Origin of the sequence: Marinilactibacillus kalidii (assembly GCF_017599325.1) — a bacterium.
Taxonomy (GTDB): domain Bacteria; phylum Bacillota; class Bacilli; order Lactobacillales; family Carnobacteriaceae_A; genus Marinilactibacillus; species Marinilactibacillus kalidii.
The window spans coordinates 132,680-152,940 of the sequence record NZ_JAGFVM010000030.1 but is presented as its reverse complement, the minus strand read 5'-3'; the positions used below and the strand labels follow the sequence as shown (position 1 = coordinate 152,940).

At 37.9% G+C, this 20,261-nt stretch carries 21 protein-coding genes and 1 pseudogene; 20 read left to right on the top strand and 2 right to left on the bottom strand.

Annotated elements, in window-relative coordinates:
• Nucleotides 1-8: 8 nt before the first annotated feature.
• The 8 genes and pseudogenes from J5J05_RS07540 to J5J05_RS07505 all read left to right on the top strand — a co-directional run bounded on the left by J5J05_RS07540 (nucleotide 9) and on the right by J5J05_RS07505 (nucleotide 6,650).
• Entirely contained in the window at nucleotides 9-323 is a 315-nt protein-coding gene (locus J5J05_RS07540) for a PTS fructose transporter subunit IIB (RefSeq protein WP_208560097.1), read from the top strand.
• 23 nt (nucleotides 324-346) lie between these two features.
• On the top strand, nucleotides 347-796 hold the full coding sequence (locus J5J05_RS07535; RefSeq protein WP_208560069.1) for a PTS sugar transporter subunit IIA: 450 nt from the start codon (nucleotides 347-349) through the stop codon (nucleotides 794-796).
• Between the two features lie 34 nt (nucleotides 797-830).
• The gene (locus tag J5J05_RS07530; protein WP_208560068.1) at nucleotides 831-1,931 is read left to right on the top strand and encodes a PTS fructose transporter subunit IIC; all 1,101 of its coding nucleotides are present in this window, start codon (nucleotides 831-833) and stop codon (nucleotides 1,929-1,931) included.
• 21 nt (nucleotides 1,932-1,952) lie between these two features.
• Entirely contained in the window at nucleotides 1,953-2,642 is a 690-nt protein-coding gene (gene alsE, locus J5J05_RS07525) for a D-allulose 6-phosphate 3-epimerase (protein ID WP_208560067.1), read from the top strand.
• Nucleotides 2,643-2,671: 29 nt separating this feature from the next.
• A complete protein-coding gene (tkt, locus tag J5J05_RS07520; protein ID WP_208560066.1) occupies nucleotides 2,672-4,669 on the top strand; it encodes a transketolase in 1,998 nt (665 codons plus the stop codon).
• A gap of 143 nt (nucleotides 4,670-4,812) precedes the next feature.
• A pseudogene (locus tag J5J05_RS07515) lies at nucleotides 4,813-4,997 on the top strand (sugar ABC transporter permease); the annotation flags it as partial.
• 277 nt (nucleotides 4,998-5,274) lie between these two features.
• Nucleotides 5,275-5,820 (top strand): sigma-70 family RNA polymerase sigma factor, encoded by a 546-nt coding sequence (locus J5J05_RS07510; protein ID WP_208560065.1) that lies wholly within the window; start codon nucleotides 5,275-5,277, stop codon nucleotides 5,818-5,820.
• A gap of 14 nt (nucleotides 5,821-5,834) precedes the next feature.
• The gene (locus J5J05_RS07505; protein ID WP_208560064.1) at nucleotides 5,835-6,650 is read left to right on the top strand and encodes an N-acetylmuramoyl-L-alanine amidase family protein; all 816 of its coding nucleotides are present in this window, start codon (nucleotides 5,835-5,837) and stop codon (nucleotides 6,648-6,650) included.
• A 39-nt stretch (nucleotides 6,651-6,689) separates the two neighbouring features.
• Here the strand turns inward: J5J05_RS07505 and J5J05_RS07500 are convergent, their stop codons facing one another.
• On the bottom strand, nucleotides 6,690-7,508 hold the full coding sequence (locus tag J5J05_RS07500) for a competence protein ComK (protein ID WP_208560063.1): 819 nt from the start codon (nucleotides 7,506-7,508) through the stop codon (nucleotides 6,690-6,692).
• Between the two features lie 287 nt (nucleotides 7,509-7,795).
• Between J5J05_RS07500 and rfbB the strand changes: the two genes are divergently transcribed.
• The 6 genes from rfbB to J5J05_RS07470 all read left to right on the top strand — a co-directional run bounded on the left by rfbB (nucleotide 7,796) and on the right by J5J05_RS07470 (nucleotide 12,201).
• Entirely contained in the window at nucleotides 7,796-8,773 is a 978-nt protein-coding gene (gene rfbB, locus J5J05_RS07495; RefSeq protein WP_208560062.1) for a dTDP-glucose 4,6-dehydratase, read from the top strand.
• Nucleotides 8,774-9,050: 277 nt separating this feature from the next.
• The gene (locus tag J5J05_RS07490; RefSeq protein WP_208560061.1) at nucleotides 9,051-9,926 is read left to right on the top strand and encodes a transporter substrate-binding domain-containing protein; all 876 of its coding nucleotides are present in this window, start codon (nucleotides 9,051-9,053) and stop codon (nucleotides 9,924-9,926) included.
• Nucleotides 9,927-9,928: 2 nt separating this feature from the next.
• The gene (locus tag J5J05_RS07485; RefSeq protein WP_208560060.1) at nucleotides 9,929-10,615 is read left to right on the top strand and encodes an amino acid ABC transporter permease; all 687 of its coding nucleotides are present in this window, start codon (nucleotides 9,929-9,931) and stop codon (nucleotides 10,613-10,615) included.
• Between the two features lie 76 nt (nucleotides 10,616-10,691).
• Complete coding sequence (locus tag J5J05_RS07480; RefSeq protein WP_208560059.1) at nucleotides 10,692-11,105, top strand: GNAT family N-acetyltransferase; 414 nt, start codon at nucleotides 10,692-10,694, stop codon at nucleotides 11,103-11,105.
• A gap of 78 nt (nucleotides 11,106-11,183) precedes the next feature.
• Nucleotides 11,184-11,804 (top strand): hypothetical protein, encoded by a 621-nt coding sequence (locus J5J05_RS07475; RefSeq protein WP_208560058.1) that lies wholly within the window; start codon nucleotides 11,184-11,186, stop codon nucleotides 11,802-11,804.
• A gap of 100 nt (nucleotides 11,805-11,904) precedes the next feature.
• Nucleotides 11,905-12,201 (top strand): hypothetical protein, encoded by a 297-nt coding sequence (locus tag J5J05_RS07470; protein ID WP_208560057.1) that lies wholly within the window; start codon nucleotides 11,905-11,907, stop codon nucleotides 12,199-12,201.
• Nucleotides 12,202-12,263: 62 nt separating this feature from the next.
• Here the strand turns inward: J5J05_RS07470 and J5J05_RS07465 are convergent, their stop codons facing one another.
• The gene (locus J5J05_RS07465) at nucleotides 12,264-12,608 is read right to left on the bottom strand and encodes a TM2 domain-containing protein (RefSeq protein WP_208560056.1); all 345 of its coding nucleotides are present in this window, start codon (nucleotides 12,606-12,608) and stop codon (nucleotides 12,264-12,266) included.
• Between the two features lie 162 nt (nucleotides 12,609-12,770).
• Between J5J05_RS07465 and J5J05_RS07460 the strand changes: the two genes are divergently transcribed.
• From J5J05_RS07460 to J5J05_RS07435, 6 genes are all read left to right on the top strand, one after another.
• Nucleotides 12,771-13,499 (top strand): plasmid pRiA4b ORF-3 family protein, encoded by a 729-nt coding sequence (locus J5J05_RS07460; protein ID WP_208560055.1) that lies wholly within the window; start codon nucleotides 12,771-12,773, stop codon nucleotides 13,497-13,499.
• A 175-nt stretch (nucleotides 13,500-13,674) separates the two neighbouring features.
• Complete coding sequence (locus J5J05_RS07455) at nucleotides 13,675-14,130, top strand: PTS sugar transporter subunit IIA (RefSeq protein WP_208560054.1); 456 nt, start codon at nucleotides 13,675-13,677, stop codon at nucleotides 14,128-14,130.
• Nucleotides 14,127-14,450: a PTS fructose transporter subunit IIB gene (locus J5J05_RS07450; RefSeq protein ID WP_208560053.1), complete on the top strand. Its 324-nt coding sequence runs from the start codon at nucleotides 14,127-14,129 to the stop codon at nucleotides 14,448-14,450. Before J5J05_RS07455 ends, J5J05_RS07450 begins: the two co-directional genes overlap by 4 nt.
• Nucleotides 14,451-14,467: 17 nt before the next feature.
• On the top strand, nucleotides 14,468-15,586 hold the full coding sequence (locus tag J5J05_RS07445; RefSeq protein ID WP_208560052.1) for a PTS fructose transporter subunit IIC: 1,119 nt from the start codon (nucleotides 14,468-14,470) through the stop codon (nucleotides 15,584-15,586).
• Between the two features lie 18 nt (nucleotides 15,587-15,604).
• Nucleotides 15,605-18,238, top strand: a complete 2,634-nt coding sequence (gene mngB / locus J5J05_RS07440) for a mannosylglycerate hydrolase (RefSeq protein ID WP_208560051.1) — start codon at nucleotides 15,605-15,607, stop codon at nucleotides 18,236-18,238.
• Nucleotides 18,239-18,318: 80 nt separating this feature from the next.
• On the top strand, nucleotides 18,319-20,220 hold the full coding sequence (locus tag J5J05_RS07435; RefSeq protein ID WP_208560050.1) for a BglG family transcription antiterminator: 1,902 nt from the start codon (nucleotides 18,319-18,321) through the stop codon (nucleotides 20,218-20,220).
• Nucleotides 20,221-20,261: the final 41 nt, after the last annotated feature.

The window sequence follows — 20,261 nt, the reverse complement described above, 5'->3', positions numbered from 1 at the left end:
AATGAATGATGAAAATTGTTGGCGTAGCCGCATGTACAGTAGGTATTGCACACACTTATATTGCTCAGGAAAAACTAGAAAATGCTGCAAAAAAAGCAGGATACGATATTCATGTTGAAACACAAGGGACGATTGGGATTGAAAATAAACTGACGCAAGAACAAATCGATGCTGCTGATGTTGTTATTTTAGCGGTAGACGTTAAAATCTCAGGGCGTGAGCGTTTTGAAGGTAAAAAAATCGTTCAAGTTCCTACAGAAGTAGCGGTCAAATCACCAAACAAGTTGATCCAGAAAGTAACAGAAGTCGTCGAAGCCCAATAATGATTAAAAGGAGTATGTAGCAAATGGAAGTAAAAGAGATTTTAGACGCCAATCTGATCAAATCAGATATGTCCGTTGCAACGAAAGAAGAAGCGCTGAATACGTTATGCCAGAAGTTAATAGATAATGGCTATATCTCAGATGTCGAAGGATTCAAAAAAGATGTTTATGCACGTGAAAAAGAAGGGAAAACGGGTATCGGAAACTTTATCGCGATTCCTCACGGAAAAAGTGAGCATGTTGACAATATCGGTGTAGCGATTGGGATCAATGAAACAGAAATTCCGTGGGAGTCCCTAGATGACCGTGGCGTAAAAGGCATTATTCTTTTTGCAGTTGGAAATGATCATGAAGATGCAAATCAACATTTAAAACTTTTGTCATTATTTGCACGTAAATTAGGTAATGATGAAGTTGTAGAAGAACTATTGAAATCGACAAGTCCAGAAGAAGTGATTCAAGCATTTTCATAAGGTATCAACAACAGTAAAAAAATGGGGGTTTATCATGCAAAAGATTAAACAGTTAAATTTAAAAGGGCATTTATTGACCGCAATATCATATTTGATTCCGATCGTCTGTGGGGCAGGTTTTATGATTGCCATTGGTATGGCATTCGGTGGAGAGCCTAGTACAGATCTACTAGCGGGGAGTTATTCGATTTGGGATGTATTAGCGGTAATTGGTGGATTAGGGCTTGGCATGTTGCCGGTCGTTATCTCTACGGGTATTTCCTACTCTATTGCTGAAAAACCGGGGATCGCACCTGGATTTATCATTGGTTTACTAGCAAGAACGATTGAAGCAGGATTTATTGGTGGTATCTTAGGCGGTTTTGTCGCCGGATACTTAGTTATTGGGATTTTAAGATTCTTGAAAGTCCCTGCTTGGGCTAAGGGCTTGATGCCGACTTTGATTATTCCACTGCTTTCAACATTCCTTGGTGGCTTGATCATGATCTACGTAATCGGTACGCCGATCACTTTATTCACAGATGCTTTGACAAACTTGTTGAATGGCTTAGGCTCATCCTCTTTATTAATCTTTGGAGCAGTTGTTGGCTTATTGAGTGGCGTTGATTATGGTGGACCAATCAACAAAACCGTTTTTGCTTTTGTGCTAACGCTTCAAGCGGAAGGATTGAACGGTCCGATCACTGCTTTGCAACTTGTTAATACAGCGACGCCAATTGGCTTTGGACTAGCATTCTTTGTGGCAAAACTATTTGGTAAAACGATCTATTCTCCAGTAGAGATCGAAACGTTAAAAACAGCTGTACCGATGGGCGTCGTCAATATCGTAGAAGGGGTTATTCCCATCGTCATGAATGATATTTTCCGCGGCGTATTCGCAACAGCTGTGGGTGGTGCTGTAGGAGGGGCGGTCTCTATGTCTCTTGGCGCTGATGCGACAGTCCCTTTTGGTGGCGTCTTAATGATTCCGACGATGTCTAGACCCATGGCCGGCATTTTAGCCTTGCTTGCCAATATCGTCGTTACAGCAGTCGTCCTCGCACTTATTAAGAAAAATGTAACAGAGGAATCAATCAATGCACAATTGGATGCCGAAGAAGAAGACATCGACTTAGGCGATATCCAAATCAGTTAAAAATAAAAGGATGGTTTTAACATGAAGAAAGTAGAAATTTCTCCATCATTGATGACGATGGATTTAGATAAATTCAAAGAACAGATTACGTTTTTGAATGACCACGCAGATTCATATCATATCGATATTATGGACGGTCACTATGTGCCCAATATTACCTTATCACCATGGTTTATTGAAGAAGTCCGTAAAATCAGTGATCTCCCTGTCTCAGTACACTTGATGGTCACAGAACCTAGTTTCTGGGTACCACAACTGATCGACTTGAAGTGTGAATGGATTTGTATGCACGCCGAGGTATTGGATGGATTAGCATTTAGATTGATCGATGATATTCATGATGCTGGTTTGAAAGCAGGTGTTGTCTTGAATCCCGAAACGCCAATCGAAACGATCTTCCCTTACATTGAATTAGTAGATAAAATCACGATCATGACAGTAGATCCTGGTTTCGCTGGTCAACGATTTATTGACAACACCTTAGATAAAATCGTCGCTTTAAAAAAACTCAGAGAAGAAAAAGGCTATAACTACGTGATTGAAATGGATGGCTCTTCCAATCGTAAGACATTCAAGAAAATCGATGCAGCTGGACCAGATATTTATATTGTTGGTAGAAGCGGTTTGTTCGGTCTCACTGAATCCATCGATACTTCGTGGGATACGATGGTTAAGGATTATGAAGATATGACTGAGAAGTCTTTTCAGTAAACAGGTTTAAAGTAGTTGGAGGGAATAAATTGTTTGACAAAATAGATGAACTTGGTGTAAATACCTTGAGAACGTTAAGTATAGATGCTGTGCAAAAAGCGAATTCTGGTCATCCTGGACTGCCTATGGGGGCAGCGCCAATGGCTTATGCATTATGGACAAAACACTTGAAAGTCAATCCGAAACAGTCAAAATGGTTTGACCGCGATCGGTTTATTCTTTCAGCGGGCCATGGTTCGGCGTTATTGTATAGCTTACTACACGTCTCTGGTTTTGACGTGACGATCGAGGATATGAAAAATTTTAGACAAATTGGAAGTAGAACGCCTGGACACCCGGAAGTGCATATGACAGATGGTGTAGAAGCGACGACTGGACCGTTAGGCCAGGGAATCGCGAATGCTGTTGGTTTTGCAATGGCAGAAGCCCATCTAGCAAGTCGTTTTAATAAAGAGTCGTTCAATGTGATCGATCATTTCACCTATGTCTTATGTGGCGATGGAGACTTACAAGAAGGCGTTTCTCAAGAAGCCGCATCTCTTGCAGGACATTTGAAACTTGGAAAGCTTATTGTATTATATGATTCAAACGACATTCAATTAGATGGCCCGATTGAAATGGCTTTTTCCGAAAAAGTCGGTAAACGATTTGAAGCTTATGGCTGGGAACATATTTTAGTTGAGGATGGAAATGATCTTGAAGCCATCGATCAAGCTATTGTGCAAGCGAAGGGCAATCTTGATCAACCAACCTTGATAGAAGTGAAGACAACGATAGGTTTCGGTGCACCGAACGCTGGAACATCTGCGGTTCATGGCGCGCCACTAGGAGCAGAAGGTATAGTAGCTTCTAAGAAAGCCTATCTTTGGGAAGAAGAAGATTTCTTCGTGCCAGAGTCCGTACAAGCTCGATTCAATGAAACAATGGTTGAGGAAGGACAAAAAGCAGAATCAGCGTGGAAACAATTGGTTGAAAAGTATAAAGCTATCTTCCCTGAATCAGCTCTAGCTTTTGAAGAGATGATGAATGGTCAATTACCAAAGGGCTGGCAAGAGGCATTACCGGTTTATAGTGGTGAGAGTGGGACAAAGGCGACACGCGTGTCTAGTGGAGAAGTATTAAATGCCATCGCTAAAGCTGTCCCGACATTCTGGGGAGGATCAGCTGATTTATCAGGTTCCAATAAAACGATGCTCGATAACCAGAAAGATTTTTCAGCAACACAGTATGATGGACGCATTATCTGGTATGGCGTTCGAGAATTTGCAATGGCTGCTGCGTTGAATGGTATTTTACTTCATGGCGGAACACAATCGTATGTTAGTACCTTCTTCGTATTCTCAGATTACTTGCGCCCGGCTGTTAGATTAGCGGCATTATCAGAGATCCCAGCAATATATGTGATGACGCATGACTCGATTGCGGTAGGGGAAGATGGACCGACGCATGAACCTGTCGAGCAACTGTCCAGTTATCGTGGGATGCACAACTTATCTGTCATTCGTCCAGCGGATGGAAACGAAGTAGCTGCGGCATGGTCCATAGCCGTTGAATCTAAGAAAACACCCACTATGCTGGTTTTAACGAGACAAGACTTGCCAGTATTACCGGGAACAGAAAACAATGCAAAAGAAAACGTACGAAAAGGTGCATACGTCATTTCACCTGCAGTAGATGAAACGCCGGAAGGTATCTTGATCGCGACAGGATCAGAGGTCTCATTAGCAATCGAAGCACAGCAACAGTTGAAAAACGCTGGTGTTGATGTATCAGTGGTTTCAATGCCGAGTATGGACCTGTTTGAACAGCAGTCAGCGTCCTATATAGAATCGGTATTACCATCAACGATTACCAAACGTGTTGCAATTGAAATGGGCGCTTCGTTTGGCTGGGAACGTTACACGGGACTAAAAGGCACAAGTTTGACAATTGATCGCTTCGGCCAAAGTGGCGAAGGTTCAAAAGTTGTTGAAGCTTATGGTTTCACACCAAAAAATATTGTTGAAAAATTCTTGTCCTTAACATAACGTTTCAAAAAAATTCTTCTTGACTAGCATCATTCTAGTCAAGAAGATTTTTTGTTTTATAGCGTACTTTCTAATGAATATAAAAACCTGTTTTTAGTCATAATGTTGGCATCAGTTTAGGTGTTCTTTCTTCCCTTCAAGCATCAGGTGGTGTTGCAACGATTGTCGGTGCGGTCATAGGGCTTTGATCATGGGAATCCTTGATAACGGGATGTCACTCTTGGGTATTGGTGTCGATTTTCAACAAGCAATCAAAGCGCTTGTGTTATTAGGGGCTGTTGTTTTTGATACATTGAATAAACGTAAAGGAAATAAGCTTTCTGCTTAAATCAGTTTAAATCCGTTAAAGCTCTAGTACCTCCAGTTGAGGTGCTAGAGCTTTTTAGTATTTGTAAAAATAGTTGTAGTTAAAAATAAAAGTTTAATGAAATCGTATACGATGATTCACCGGTTTTAGATAAAAGCATGCCATTTGTTAAAATTTTTACCGATTTGCTTTTAAAACCATCTTTTTTAGCACTTTGAATGAGAAGCGCAATATAGATAAAGTAAAAGCATACAAGGCCTTGTAAATAAAAAATGATTTTTTAGAAATAGAGGGGAATATGCAAAGACAATTGGAAGAAGAGATGGAACAGGATTTTTTCTTTGTTCACGATGCAATTGTGTTTGGGGCAATGAAGAAAATGGGTATTCGCTACGATCATATGAACTACGATGACTTTATCCAAATCGGCCGGTTAAAATTAGTTGGTGCCTATCAGTCATTCCCAAAAGACTTGCATCAAGAGACGTACTTTTATCAATTCACCGGCTACGCCTACCGGAAAGTCTATTGGGGTCTGATGGATCAGATACGTAAAGAGCAGAAAGTGTTTGAACGTGAAGCAGCACTGCCAGAATCTTATAAAGAACGAGGAACCGTCGATCATCAAGCTTTTGACCAAGAAATTATCGTCTGGACGATGTTCAGTTCGATGCTACAGTGCCTTACAGAGAAAGAACAACTTTATCTAAAGTATTTAGTGATGGACCAGTTAACGATTACTGAAATTGCCAAGAAACTTCAAGTTAGTCGGAAAACGGTCTACACCTGGAAAAAGCAAGTAGCTAAAAAGTTAAGTCACTATCAAACAGTTTTAAAACAGTAATGGGAGGAAATTTTATGAGTAAAACGATTATCATAGACGCTGGACATGGTGGGATCGATTCGGGTGCAGTGGGTTTCAATAAAAAAGAAAAAGACTGGACACTCACGATCAGCCGCTATCAGTACAAACGATTAACAGAATTGGGTGCCAAAGTTGCATTAACGAGAAACGCAGATACTACCTTATCTCCGACCCAGCGTATCGCTAAAATTAAAAATCAATATGATATTTGTATCTCTAATCACTGGAATGCCTTTGATGGAAATGGGCGTGGTATTGAAACGATTCATTCAGTAAAAGCTAAACCGGATTTTGCAAATGATCTAGCGAATCGTCTAAAACAGACCACAAATTTGCCGCTGAGAAGGGTTTTCCACCGTACAACCAGTCCGGGAGTAGATTATTACTTTTTGCACAGACTGACAGGAAGGACAGAGACCGTTATCATCGAGTATGGTTTTATTGATCATGCTCAAGATCACGCCTATTACAATGATGAAGCAAACATCTATAAAGCAGCTGAAGCGGTCCTTGAAGGGATTTGTAAAAATCTTGGGATACACTATGTGCACTCGACTAATCAGACGGTTAGCAAAAAGGATGGCTTATCTGGACGCGTCGAAAGTATTCACCATGGGCATTTACGCTTTTATAAGCGACCAAGCTGGAAGGATGAAGATGTATTTGGTTATCTGACGTTCGGTCAAGGCTTCACGAAAGTGTTAGAAAAAGTCAAAGTGGGCAGTGGTAAACAATACAAAGTAGCCAATGCTAGAGGAGAGGTTTTTTATGTTACGGCAAGTCCAACCTATGTAAAATTGATTCACTAATCTTTAACAGCCACTGACGATAGATCAGTGGCTGTTTTTTTAGTCTTCTGTCTCATCAGATTGAAGCTGTTCAAACGCTTCACCATAAGTATCCGCTATCATTCTTTGGCAAATGGATAACATCATATCCGTGAACCAACTAAAAGGAGAAATTTGATCATACATATAAGACTTGTGTTGAAGAATACGTGAAATCATATTGTCCGGTTGAAGGGGTTGATTCGTTTTGAATAAACGTTCGAAATCGAGTTTCATACACTGCTGTAAATAAACCATTTCAGCGGCATTATCGATCATTCGTTCAACCGCCTGCAATTTAGTATTGGAAATCAATTCGTGTTTTGGATGGATATGAATAAACGTTTTATCGTTACAAGATTCGATATTTTTCACATGATGAAGACCGATCCAATTAACATGATCTTTTGAAGGCCCTTTCTCCGGGGCGAATTGGATGTTCCCTAATACGTAAGGACATTTTTGCTTGATACCAATGAGGCTTCCTAAATGTTGAATGATCGTATAAGAAGTGTTCAATTTAAAGAAGCGATGGATGATATCAGTTGTTGTTTCTTCCGACTTGTAAATAGCGCCAGTCTGTTCAAAAACGATACTTTGGTAAGGTGTAAAGGAATGTTTAGATAAGTCACAGAGATAATAAGCCGATTCATCAATGTAAATTCTTTGTCTGATAATGGCTTCATCTATATATTGAGGAATCGTTTCAGAAGAAATGGCATGTGGGGTTGGTTTCGGATTGAAGTATGTCAAGGCATCTTTGACGGTTATCGGAGGAGGGGAGAAATTTTCTCCTATGATTTTTCGGAGTCTTTGTAATTCTTTGTTCGGTTGGTACATCTACACAAATCCTTTCTTTACGAATGATACAGACGATTTTTTGTAGGTATCAGTTCGTTTAATATGATAATTCCAGTATAACAACGGTCGTTATTTCAAACAACGGCATAAAATAAAATTTACTAAATTCTTCATACTTTATACAGCTTGTTAGTAGTGGCTATTTTATTTGGGTACTGGATAAGGCTGTCGATTATTAAGCGAAAATATGATAAAATGAGATGAAATAATAGCGTCTTCTAATAAGAAATATTGTTGAGTTTAGTCGGTAAAGGAGTTCGAATCATATGATATTATTAGTTACTGGTGGTGCAGGATTCATTGGCAGCCACTTTATTCGTTACATATTAAAGCATGACCAGAACGTTACTGTCGTTAACTTAGATAAATTGACATATGCCGGAAATTTAAAAAACTTAAGATCAATCGAGGCTTGCGAACGGTATACTTTTGTAAAAGGAGATATCACAGATACACCATTTATTGACCGCTTGATGGAAGCCTATGGTATTACACATGTAATCAATTTCGCAGCGGAGTCGCACGTCGATAGAAGTATCGTTCAATCATTACATTTCACGAACACAAATGTTCAAGGAACGACGATTTTACTAGAAGCAGCAAAAAATTGGCAAATCGAACAATTTATTCAAGTATCTACGGATGAAGTTTATGGGTCTATTGAAGGAGAAGGCAGTTTTAAAGAGACTGATTTATTGAATCCTAGCAGTCCTTATGCCGCAAGTAAGGCGAGTGCAGACTTATTAGTCGGTGCTTACGGGCATACTTATGGATTGGATGTCCGGATTACGCGTTCCACAAACAATTATGGTCCATTTCAATATCCTGAAAAGCTGATTCCTCTAATGATCACACGGGCAATGGAGCGAAAGATACTCCCAATCTATGGTGATGGTCTGAATAAGAGAGACTGGATTCATGTAAAAGATCATTGTAGAGCACTATATGCAGTTTTGATGAAAGGAAAAAGTGGAGAAATTTATAATATCGGAGCGCAAAACGAGCGCTCTAATCTGGAAATCGTACAAACGATTCTAAAGCATACCGGTCGTTCAGATACCCTTATTCAGTATGTGGAAGATCGTCTGGGTCACGACAAGCGTTATGCCCTAGATACAAGTAAAATTCGGTCGGAGCTAGACTGGGCACCGATCCATACTTTCGATCAAGGTCTACATGAGACGATTGCTTGGTATCAGATACAAGAAGATTGGTGGAAGTCTCTAGAGAAACAAACCTATTAAGTCGTAAGTCATTCTACTCTCTATTCAATAGAAGAAAAATCATGTTAGGGCTAAGTTCTTTAAAAGGACTTAGCTTTTTTGTATAGCGCGTTAGGTCTTTGCTAGATAAAAAACAATGTTGTATATATTAAGTGTTGTATAAACGCTGTCCTGATAGGTATTTTAAAGGTTTTGAAAATATTTTATATGAAAATTGACGAAATTGGAGAACGATTTTTGACTCGGTTCGATCATGCTTGTTAAAATCTAGTAGATCTAATTTGAGAGGAAGTATATGATGAACAGAACCTTAAAATCCTTATTAACGTTATCCTTAGGAAGTACATTTTTATTGACTGCTTGTGGGTCAAATTCTGCTGAAGACAACTCAACGGATGAAACAGCTAGTGAAGACGCCTCTTGGGAGAACATTCAAGAAGCGGGTGTATTGAAAGCAGCCACTTCCGGAACCTACTTTCCAAATTCTTATCACGAAGAAGGTACTAATGATCTTACAGGATTCGAAGTTGAAATTTTAAGAGAAATCGGCGAGCGACTGAACCTTGATGTCGAGTTCACAGAAATGGGCGTAGATGGTATGTTGACGTCCCTTAATAGTGAACAAGTAGACATTGCAGCCTTGAGCATCAGTCATGCTGGAGAAAATGCAGATAAATTTAATTATTCTGAACCATACAAGTACACTTATATGTCCATGATCGTGCGAGAAGACGACAATTCTGGTATTCAAAGTATGGAAGATTTAGAAGGCAAGCGAGCAGCTGGTGCGGCAACAACCGCTTATATGCAGATTGCCGAACAGTATGGTGCGGAACTTGTTATTTACGATAATGCGACAAATGACCAGTATTTATGGGATGTAGCCAATGGTCGAACTGATTTGATCATCAATGATTACTATGGACAAAAGTTAGCGTTAGCAGCTTTTCCAGAGATACCAATCAAAATTCAAGAAGATTTATTTTTCAATCCAAGCTATACAAATTTCTCGATGAAATTAGGCAACGATACGTTGACCCAAGAAGTAGACAAAGCTTTAGAAGAAATGCATTCTGATGGGACTTTAAGTGCATTATCTGAAGAATTCTATGACGGAGAAGATGTATCTGTTGAACAAGATTTTGATATGCCAACATATGAGATCGAGGAATAGTCATGGGTGGGATTGAATGGCAGTATATTTTTGACCCTGAACTAGCGTGGGAATCCTTGCCTTTTTTATTGAGCGGGATCCCCAATACGCTATTCATCGCGATGATTAGTACGTTTATTGGATTGATTATCGGATTAGGCCTGACAGTGATGCGATTGTCTGAATTAAAGATCGTAAATCTGCTTGCTAAAATCTATGTTTCCTTTATGCGTGGCACACCGGCACTCGTTTTTTTATTTCTGATCTATTTTGGTTTACCCTTTGTTAATGTACAATTTGATGCCGTAACAGCGGCGATTATCTGCTTTAGCCTAAACTCAGCGGCATACATCTCTGAGATTTTGAGATCAGCGGTATCCTCTGTCGACCACGGTCAATGGGAAGCGGCTAAAGCTCTTGGTCTAGGTAAAGGTGTAACCTTTCGTGCGATTATTATCCCTCAAGCAACACGCATTGCCTTACCACCATTAGGGAATGTACTGATCGATGTCATTAAAGGGACATCCCTAGCAGCAATGATCACGGTCAACGAGATTTTTCAAAACGCCAGAATCGTTGGCGGGCGAGAGTTCGATTATATGACCATGTACATTATGGTCGCCCTGATTTATTGGTTGATTTGTAGTTTGTTTAGCTATTTACAGTCGTACCTTGAAGTGATTTCTTCCAGATATGTTGTTCAACGATAAAAAATCAGATGAATTTAAATAACTAAACTGATAAAATGAAATAGGTAAGTAAACTATTTTATCAGAGGAGTTTAATATGGCGATTGAACAAGTACCTTATAAGGAAAATAAAAAGGCAACTTTAGCAGGCCTTGATGAATATACCAAGGAAAAAGTGCCGAATCTACAAATGGACACCAAAGCAATCAGCTTTGTATACAAAGAAGAAGACCAAGTGCTCGGAAGAATCGTCGGACACGTCCAGTGGGATCACATTAAAATCGAGTTGTTCTATGTTTCGAAACAGACTCAAGGCAAGGGAATTGGCTCAAAGCTACTCGCTCATGTTGAAACCATTGCACGTGATGAACACTATCGCTACGTTTATTTAGAGACGATGAGTTTTAATGCACCAGCCTTTTATCAAAAACACGGATATGAGATCATTGGGCAGATCGAAAACTCACCCTTACCCGGTGAAACCAGATATTTTATGAAAAAAGATATGTAGCAAGAGATCTCTTCAACAGTAGGATAGCTGGGTTGAGGTCTCTTAACTATGTATATAGTTAAAGGAGAGATACATAGAATGAATCGTCATAAATTAAGCAAAACAGTCGGTGCTTTAGTCGTTCTTAGTCTACTAAACGGTTGTGCAAGCGAAACAAGTGAAAAAGAAATGGTTACTGAAACGCCAGTTGAAAAAGATGATACAACAACAGATCTAGAACCAGTAAAAAAAGTAGAGTCAGCCGATGAAGTAGATGAGGATAAAGCAGAAATAGTTGAGGAAACTGAAGAAGTGGATGATACATTAGCAGCTTATTCGAATGAAGAAATCGAGTATGCACGTATCTGGTTGCAACTAGGTGCAACGCAAGATATTGATGAATTGTCTGTTGAAAAAATACCTAAAGGGTCACCCTTAAATAGTGAAGATGAAGCAAGTGCAGTATACCCAGAACCTGTGGTACATCTTTCTGGTTCGAGACTTGCAGAAGGATCAATCACTTATTCTAGTAACGGTAATGGCACCATCGATGTTTATCCAGTACCGCATCGTTGGGAAATGCTTTCTTCAAATGTAAAAATAGAAAATGGCGTGAGTGTTTATACGCAAAAACTGTTAGATAGAAAAGAACGAGTCAGTGTCGATGTTGGAGACACTGATGCGATTGAAGCATTGATTCAAAAAGAACAAATCGAGTAATTATTTTTGATATAAAAGTTATTTTTAATTCGTTCTGGTATAATCTTACTATTAAGAGAAGTAACAATATTCGGTTCATTTAGTAGTAAGGAGGACAAAAATGGAAAACGTTAAAAGAATCCCTTTATCTGTGAAAGCTTTTGCTGCTGGATTGGTAGTGTTAAGCATCAGCTATTTAATGACATTTGCGATGCCTTTCGATTTTGGGACATTCATTATGTGTGCTGCAGCTATACTGACTGTACTAGTAGTGATTTTCTCAGGAACTGCTGTGAGCGGCGACCGTATGCGTGCGAACAATTACAGTACAAAAGGGAAGAACACCCAATTTGTAAAAGTCATTTTTCTTTTTGCCATACCGTTTTACATATGTTTTTTAATACTAGAATTTCTATAAAATAAAGAGGTACACATGGTTTAACCAAGGCGTACCTCTTTCTCTGCTTGAAACCTACACACTTAAAAACTAGCTTGTCGGTTATGTAAGATTTTTTCTGAATAATGATCAACAAGGTCTGCTTGATCCTTTTTGATCATACCACCAATAAGGAAAAGATCGACTAAAAGCCAAACACCACAAATCAATAGGAAAACAAAACCAATAGCAAAAACAACTGTAAGCCATCCGACAACAGTCAATAATAGCTGAGCGATTGCCGAAGCTTTTCTATTCAAGTAAAATCTATGGATGCCTAGAGTACCTAGAAAGAACCATAATAGATAAGCGACACCAGCACTTTTTTTCTGATTGTTTACTTCAGAATTAACGACCATTTTTTCTTCATTCGTTAGTTGATTATACATACACGCACCCCCTTAATAGCCTTAGCGTTCATTTAAAAAAAGTAACGCTAGAACAACCTTATCATTATCGGAATAAATTCAAAAAATTTAATATGCAAATCGTACAAACTTTACGATTAAAGATAGTGAAAAAAATTTGATCAACTCATTATGATTTAGGAGATGTCCATTATCAAAGCTTATATTATTCGCATTGAATTAAAAGAAAGCCATCCAAAAGTATGGAGAAAAATCGTTTTGCCTGCCGGTGCAACTTATAGAAGGTTACACGATATGATTCAGTATGCTACCAATTTTAAAGACAATCATCTTTACGAATTTCGTTTAGAGGAAGAGAATCGTGTCGTAACCAATAATGAAGAGGCATACCTTGAACATCAGTATTTTAAAAAAAATCGTAAGTTATTTGAAGAACAATTGAAAAATATACCCAAAAACATGCGGAAATTTGAAGAACAGCATCAATCTCGACTAAATAAAGAGGTTAGAAAACCTTCGGGGTTAAAAATCGATGATTATCTGGAGACGTATCGATCCATTGACTATGTGTATGATTATGGAGATAACTGGGAAATAACGATTATACTGGAAGATATTGTAGAGGACTATTATTTTGGATATCCTATTTTATTAGATGGTGCAGGAACAGCACCACCTGAAGACATTGGTGGCGTCGAGGGATATCATGAGCTCCTTCGTATCCTCAAGGATCCAAATCATCCTGATTATCATGACAGGCAGTTTTGGATAAATGGTCCATTACGATATAGAGCTTATGATCCAAACCATATTAATCGAATGTTAAAAACAGTCCATTATAAGAAAACAGAATGGCATCTAATCGATCATGATAATTATACTTTGATTGAAGATAAATATCGTAAAGAATAATAGATGATCTACATAGACCTGAGTTTATTCAGTAACTTAGGTCTATTTTTTTTGCTCGTATACTTTTTTCCACTTCAACTGGCGAATCTTTAAATTAAAGGAGAACAATTAATTACGTATACTATGAAATGTAAGCGATACCTTTAAAGATGAAGGAGTGATTTTGGACGTGTTGATGGATAAACAACAAATATTTTTAGATAGTCTTCTTGAAGATAAAGAAGCAGTATTAAGCTTCATATCTAAAAAAGCAAAGCAACAAGGTGTTGTAGAGGATGAAGAAATGTTATTCAGTGATTTCCTTTCTCGTGAGAAAGAGTACCCTACTGCCGTTCAACCTGGCATTGCTATTCCGCATGCCAAAAGCGATGCAGTCAAAGAAGCAAAATTATATTTTGTTAGATTAAAAAAAGAAATTAACTGGGAATCTCCAGATGATTTCAATGCTAAAGCAATATTCGCTATACTCGTTCCAAAAAATGAAGCAGGTTCTACACACATTAAAATTCTTTCAGCTCTGGCAGTTAAATTGCTTGAAGAAGACTTTCAGGAAGAAGTGTTCTCTGTAAAAGATGAAGAAGCAATGTTAACGTTATTAAATTTAGAAGAAGAAGGAGTAGATCAAGTATGAATATCGTAGGCGTAGCATCATGTATAGCAGGGCTAGCACATACCCCGATGGCAGCAAAATCACTTGAAAAAGCTGGAGATAAATTGGGACATAATGTGAAAATCGAACAACAAGGCGCGATGGGAACCGTAAATGAGGTTACTTTAGAGGATATTTTCAATGCTGAAGTCGTGATTATTGCAGCAGATAAAGTCATCGAAGGAGAAGAACGGTTCAATGGTAAAACAGTTGTGAGAGTAAAAATTGGACAATGTGTTTCTAATGGAGAAGGCGTCATTGAAAAAATAGTTAAAGCAATCGAAAGCCGTAAAAAATTCTGATCAAAGGAGTGTAAAAGATGAAAAAGAAAATGAATGTAGCTAAAGATCATTTGATGTCTGGGATTTCTTATGTCTTACCCGTTATTATAGCGGGCTCTTTAGTTGTTGCAGTAGCAAAAATCATTGGGTTTATGTTTGGTGTTACGGATCTTAACACAGTAGCGGATTCAGGTGGTCTTCTTCACTATGCATACTTATTTGAACAAGTTGGCTGGACAGCCATTGGTTTATTAAATATCGTACTTGGTGCGTACATTGCTTATTCAATAGCTGGGAAACCTGCCTTGGCAGCTGGTCTGGTAGGGGGTGCTTTAGCTTCAGACACGAATGCTGGATTTTTAGGCGCAGTTGTAGCTGGTTTCTTTGCAGGATGGTTGACAAACTGGGTTAAAAATCACATCAAGATTGAAGGATCATTGTCTACTGCGTTGCCTCTAATTATTCTACCTTTAATTACGGTGGGGGCAACGGGGATTCTTATGTCACTCATATTAGGTGGACCGCTAGGTTGGATTAATACCTCATTATTAAACTGGATTACTGATATGACAGAAAATAGTACAAATACCATTTTACTGGCAGCAATTATGGGCGGTATGATTGGCTTTGATATGGGTGGCCCCGTCAATAAAGCAGCTTGGATGGCTGGAAATGCACTGATGATTAGTGGAATTTATCTACCAGCTATCATGGTTAATGCAGCAATTTGTGTGCCACCGCTTGGATATGGTATTGCAACACTGATCAAAAAAAGAAACTTCTCACCTGAACTTGCAGAGTCAGGAAAAGGGTCGTTCATTATGGGGATCATTGGTATCACAGAAGGTGCCATTCCTTTTACATTAAAAAGCCCTTTAAAACTGATTCCCTTGAATGTTATCGCTTCGGCAACCGGCGCGGCAACTGCAATTGCTTTGGGTGCAAATGATATTATGCCACCAGTAGGTGGAGTATATGGCTTCTTTTCAGTGGGAAGCGGTTGGGCATACGTTATCGGTATTTTGGTGGGTGCATTCATCATTGCTATTGGATCCAATATATTAGTTGATTTTACTGACAAAGACAAAGTTGCATCGCCAACAGCAGCATCAACCGTAGGAGAAGACAGTATTGAATTAAATTTTGATGACTTATAGAAGGAGCGTTATAGTATAATGACTAAAAGTAAGGTTCATGTAATTCCGCACACACACTGGGATAGAGAATGGTATTTTACTTCTTCCAGATCAACGATCTATCTGGTTAAGCATCTCAAAGAAGTGTTAGAAACGCTTGAAGATACACCAGGATTTGATTTTTATCTAATGGATGCACAAAGTTCTTTGATCGAAGATTATCTCAAGTATTGTCCAGAAGATAAAGCGCGTATTGAAAAGCTAGTTTCAGCTAAAAGGTTACTCATCGGACCATGGTATACACAAACAGATCAGTTAGTCATTTCTCAAGAATCTGTTGTTAGAAACTTAATGTATGGTACCCGTTTTAGCAAAGCGCTAGGACACTCTATGAATATTGGCTATGTACCAGATGCCTTTGGACAAGGTGGCAATATGCCACAAATCTATAATCAATTTGGGATCAATCGCTTCTTATTCTGGCGAGGGGTTGCTGATAATCGTCTTAAACAAACGGAATTCACATGGGAAGGCGACGACGGTTCTCAAAATATTGCCGTTCAAGTTCCTTTTGGTTACTACCATGGCGGAAACTTACCAGAAGATCAAGAAGATGTTCAAGCATATTTGGATGAATTTGTTGGGAAGCTAGAAGCAAAAGCATCAACTGAACACATTTATTTCCCAAATGGCTTTGACCAGGCGCCTGTAAGAAAGAACTTACCGGAACTTTTGGAACGATTTAATCAAACAGATAAAAATAGAGAATTCGTTTTACACTCACCTGAGACATTTTTTGATGATCTCGAAAAAGATGTCAAAGATTTACCTGTAATCAAAGGGGAATTAACTGAAGGAAAGCATAGTCGTTTGCATAAATCGATCTTTTCAACTAGAGCGGATTTAAAACAAATGAATAATGAGATTGAAAACTATCTTGTAAATGTTTTGGAACCAATCTTAACGATCAGCTATAAGCTAGGGAATCGTTATCCGCACACTGAACTTGAAGAAATCTGGAAATTAATGTTTGAAAATGCAGCACATGATAGCATCGGTGGCTGCAATAGCGATACAACAAACCAAGACGTTAACTATCGCTATAAACTTGCAAAAGATAAAGCTGAAAATCTGTTAAATATTCATATGAGATTAGTCTCTGAACGTATCCTATATGAAAATGATTTGAACTTTACTGTTTTTAATCCTCTACCATATAAACGATCAGGGATCATCAAAGTTCAGGCATATATCCCTGAGAATGCATTCAAAATGAAAGATATCAACGGAAAAGACCTTTCTTATAGTATACTAAACAAGGTTGATTTAACAGAATACGTTTTAAATCAAACGATTCAATTAAATCCGAGCAAAGAAATCTATCGTCCTGAGAAAGTCTATCTAGTTGATATGTTGGTTGAGATTTCAGAAGTTGAAGGGCTAGGATATCATTCTTTCTATTTAGAACGAGCAGATGGCGCTAATCAGGTTTCAATTGAAGAGAAAACAGAATCATCAATTGAAAACGCAAAATATCGTATTTCGATAGCGGACAATCACTCGTTAACCATTGTCGACAAAGATTCTGGGAAAGTATTCGAGAACCAGATGATTTTTGTTGAGAATGGTGATGATGGAGATTCTTATAATTACTCTCCACCTAGAGAAGATCAAGTAATTTCTTCTACTGAGGCCCAACGGTTATCACTAAATATTGAAACAACAGCACTGGAAGAGAGATTACACTTAAGTCTCGAAATGACTGTACCTTTTAGTTTAGAAGAGAGAGCCACCGGTAAAGCAGATCAGGCATTTGTTCTTACAGCAACTGTGTCTCTAAGAAAAGATGAAGAAGTCATTCGATTTAGTGTAGATATGAATAATCAAGTACTCAGTCATCGTTTATGTGTGCAATTCAATACAGAAATTGCCAGTGACTTCTCAACAGCTGACCAATTATTTGGGACAGTCAAACGTCCTGTATATCTTCCAGAGATGGAAGTTTGGGAAGAAGAGGAGTGGGACGAAGCACCTATCTCGATTGAACCGATGCAAAGTTATGTGAGCTTGCACAATGAAGAGCGCACAACAGCGATTATTACTGAAGGTGTAAGAGAATACGAAATCATTGGAGAAACATACGACACGATTCAGTTAACGCTCTTTAGAACCTTTAGTCATATGGGGAAAACTGATTTATTGTACCGACCAGGTCGTGCCTCAGGTGAATCAATCGTTGAAACACCAGATGCACAATTACTGGGTAAGTTGTCCGCAACGTTTGCTTATGTAACTAAGACGCTATCGTTCGATGAAGCAAAAATTGGACAATTGGCAAAAGAATTTTTATCACCAATGCCAACTTACCAGTTTTCTGATTTCTTAAATGGAAGATTGATTTATGCTTATCGTGATGAAGAAAAAACAAATAAAGCCTCATATGGACTCATGTCATTAGAAAATAAAGATTCCGTAATTTCTGCAATCAAGAAAGCAGAAGATTCTGATGAAATCATTATTAGACAATTTAATCCTTATCTAGAGAAATCGTCAAGGTTAGACAAAGCGTTACTTGAAAGTGGAAGGTTCGTTAAACTGGATGAACGTACAGAAGATCGGTCGACAGATCGACTCAATAAGAATCAGTTTAAAACAATCAAATTTAGACTTTAAGAAGCGGATAGGAGATTTGGTTGAATAACCAAGTCTTCTTTATCTGTATTAAGTAGATAGTAATCAATAGAGGTGAGCAGATGTTTGATCAAGCTAGACATTTTAGAATATATCAGCTGATAAAAGATAAGCCAGAGGTATTTAATAGTGAACGTCTCGGTGAAAATCTAACTGTTTCTTCTAGAACGATTCGTAATGATGTTAAGGAAATGAATGGAAATGCCAGAAACTATGGCTTTGAAATCAACTTAAAAAGAGGTTGTGGTTATTGGATCGATATTATCGACAACAATCGCTATGTAGAATTTGAGAATGAACAGGTCAATAATCTGCACGACGTATCCAATTGTAAAGAACGAATTCGATATTTTATTAGGATGTTATTATTTGAAAAACAAGTAAAATCGTTAGAAGAATATGCAGAAGCTTTATATATTAGTCGTTCAACTTTAACAAATGATTTGCCTGCTATCAAATCTACGTTAGCAGAGTACAAACTTACATTTGTTTCAAAAGTTGGTAAAGGCGTCAGTGTAGAAGGCAATGAAAAAGATAAACGCTATGCTTTAATGTCCTTATTCAATCCAAAGACCCTTACCCAATTAAGCATTCATCCTTTTTTTCAATGGTCAGATTCATTGATTAGGGATCTAAGGGAAAAGATTCCTAACATGCTCCAACAATATGCGATTGTATTCACCGATGAAAACTTAGAGAACTTTATTTATCACTTATTAGTGATGTATACACGTATAAAAAATCAATTCATCCTAAAAGATTTGGATATCTACGACATAGATGAAAGTGGAAGTGAATTCATCAATGAATTGAAAACGTATCTCGAAGCTGTCATGGAAATTGAGATAACCGATGCAGAGCTAAGTTATTTGTCGATTTTGATAAAAAGTAAAACAATCCATTCTCTTGAACAAGACGAGGAAGATCGGCAAAGAGAACAACGATATATCAACGATCTTTTATCTACCATTAAAGCGCATTATCAATACGAATTGACCGATGACGAACAATTAAAAAATGACTTGATCAATCATATTCACTCTATGTTTTATCGGTTTGATCACGATATTCGTGTACGAAACCCAATGGAAGAACATATTCAAAAATTTTACCCGCTAGCTTTCGAAGTAACACTGAATGCAGTCGAATCCGTCAAAGACCGCTATTCCTATTCAATCAATGATGGTGAAGTGGCTTACTTAGCGTTACACATTGGAGCAGCTTTGGAAAGAAATTACCAGATTGAATATGCTAGGCATACAACTTGTTTAATCGTTTGTGGTGCGGGAGTAGGAACAGCAAGAATGATTGAAACATCTATTCGACGTACGCTCCCAAACCTTTTTGTTATTAAAACGATATCAGCTCAGAAATACCATCAACTAGAATATATTGAAGAAGATGTTGTGCTGACCACAGTTGAAATCAATAAAAAAAATAAACCTGTTTTTAAGGTAGATAACTTACCTTCAAAAAAAGAACTGATAGCATTAAATCATCAAATAGAAGATGAAAATAATCTAAAAGAAGATATTTTTTCAAAATTCTTTTCGCCATCTTTATTTATTAAAGAAACATTTAAATCTAAAACACAATTGATCTCAGAGATGGTAGCACGTCTTGATGAAACAGACTTACTGATGGAACAAACAGACTTTTTAGCATCTGTTTTGGAAAGAGAGTCACTTGGATCAACGGCTTTAGCAGAAGGCTTAGCGATACCTCATCCAATGGGGCTATTTGCTAAGAAAACAAGAATAGTTGTAGCTTTATTGGAAGAGGATCTGATATGGGATAAGAATAGGTCAGTAAAAGTAGTATTTTTGATTGCAATTAGCAAAGAAGATTACGAAGAAGCATTAGGTATTTACGATTTCTTCGTTGAATCAGCCAGAGAAGAAAAATATATTGAGCTACTGAGTGCAACTACGTATGAAGCATTCATAAAAATTGCTAGAAGTTAATCAAATAATAATCAGTATAAAAGAAAAGTTATCGTTAGAAC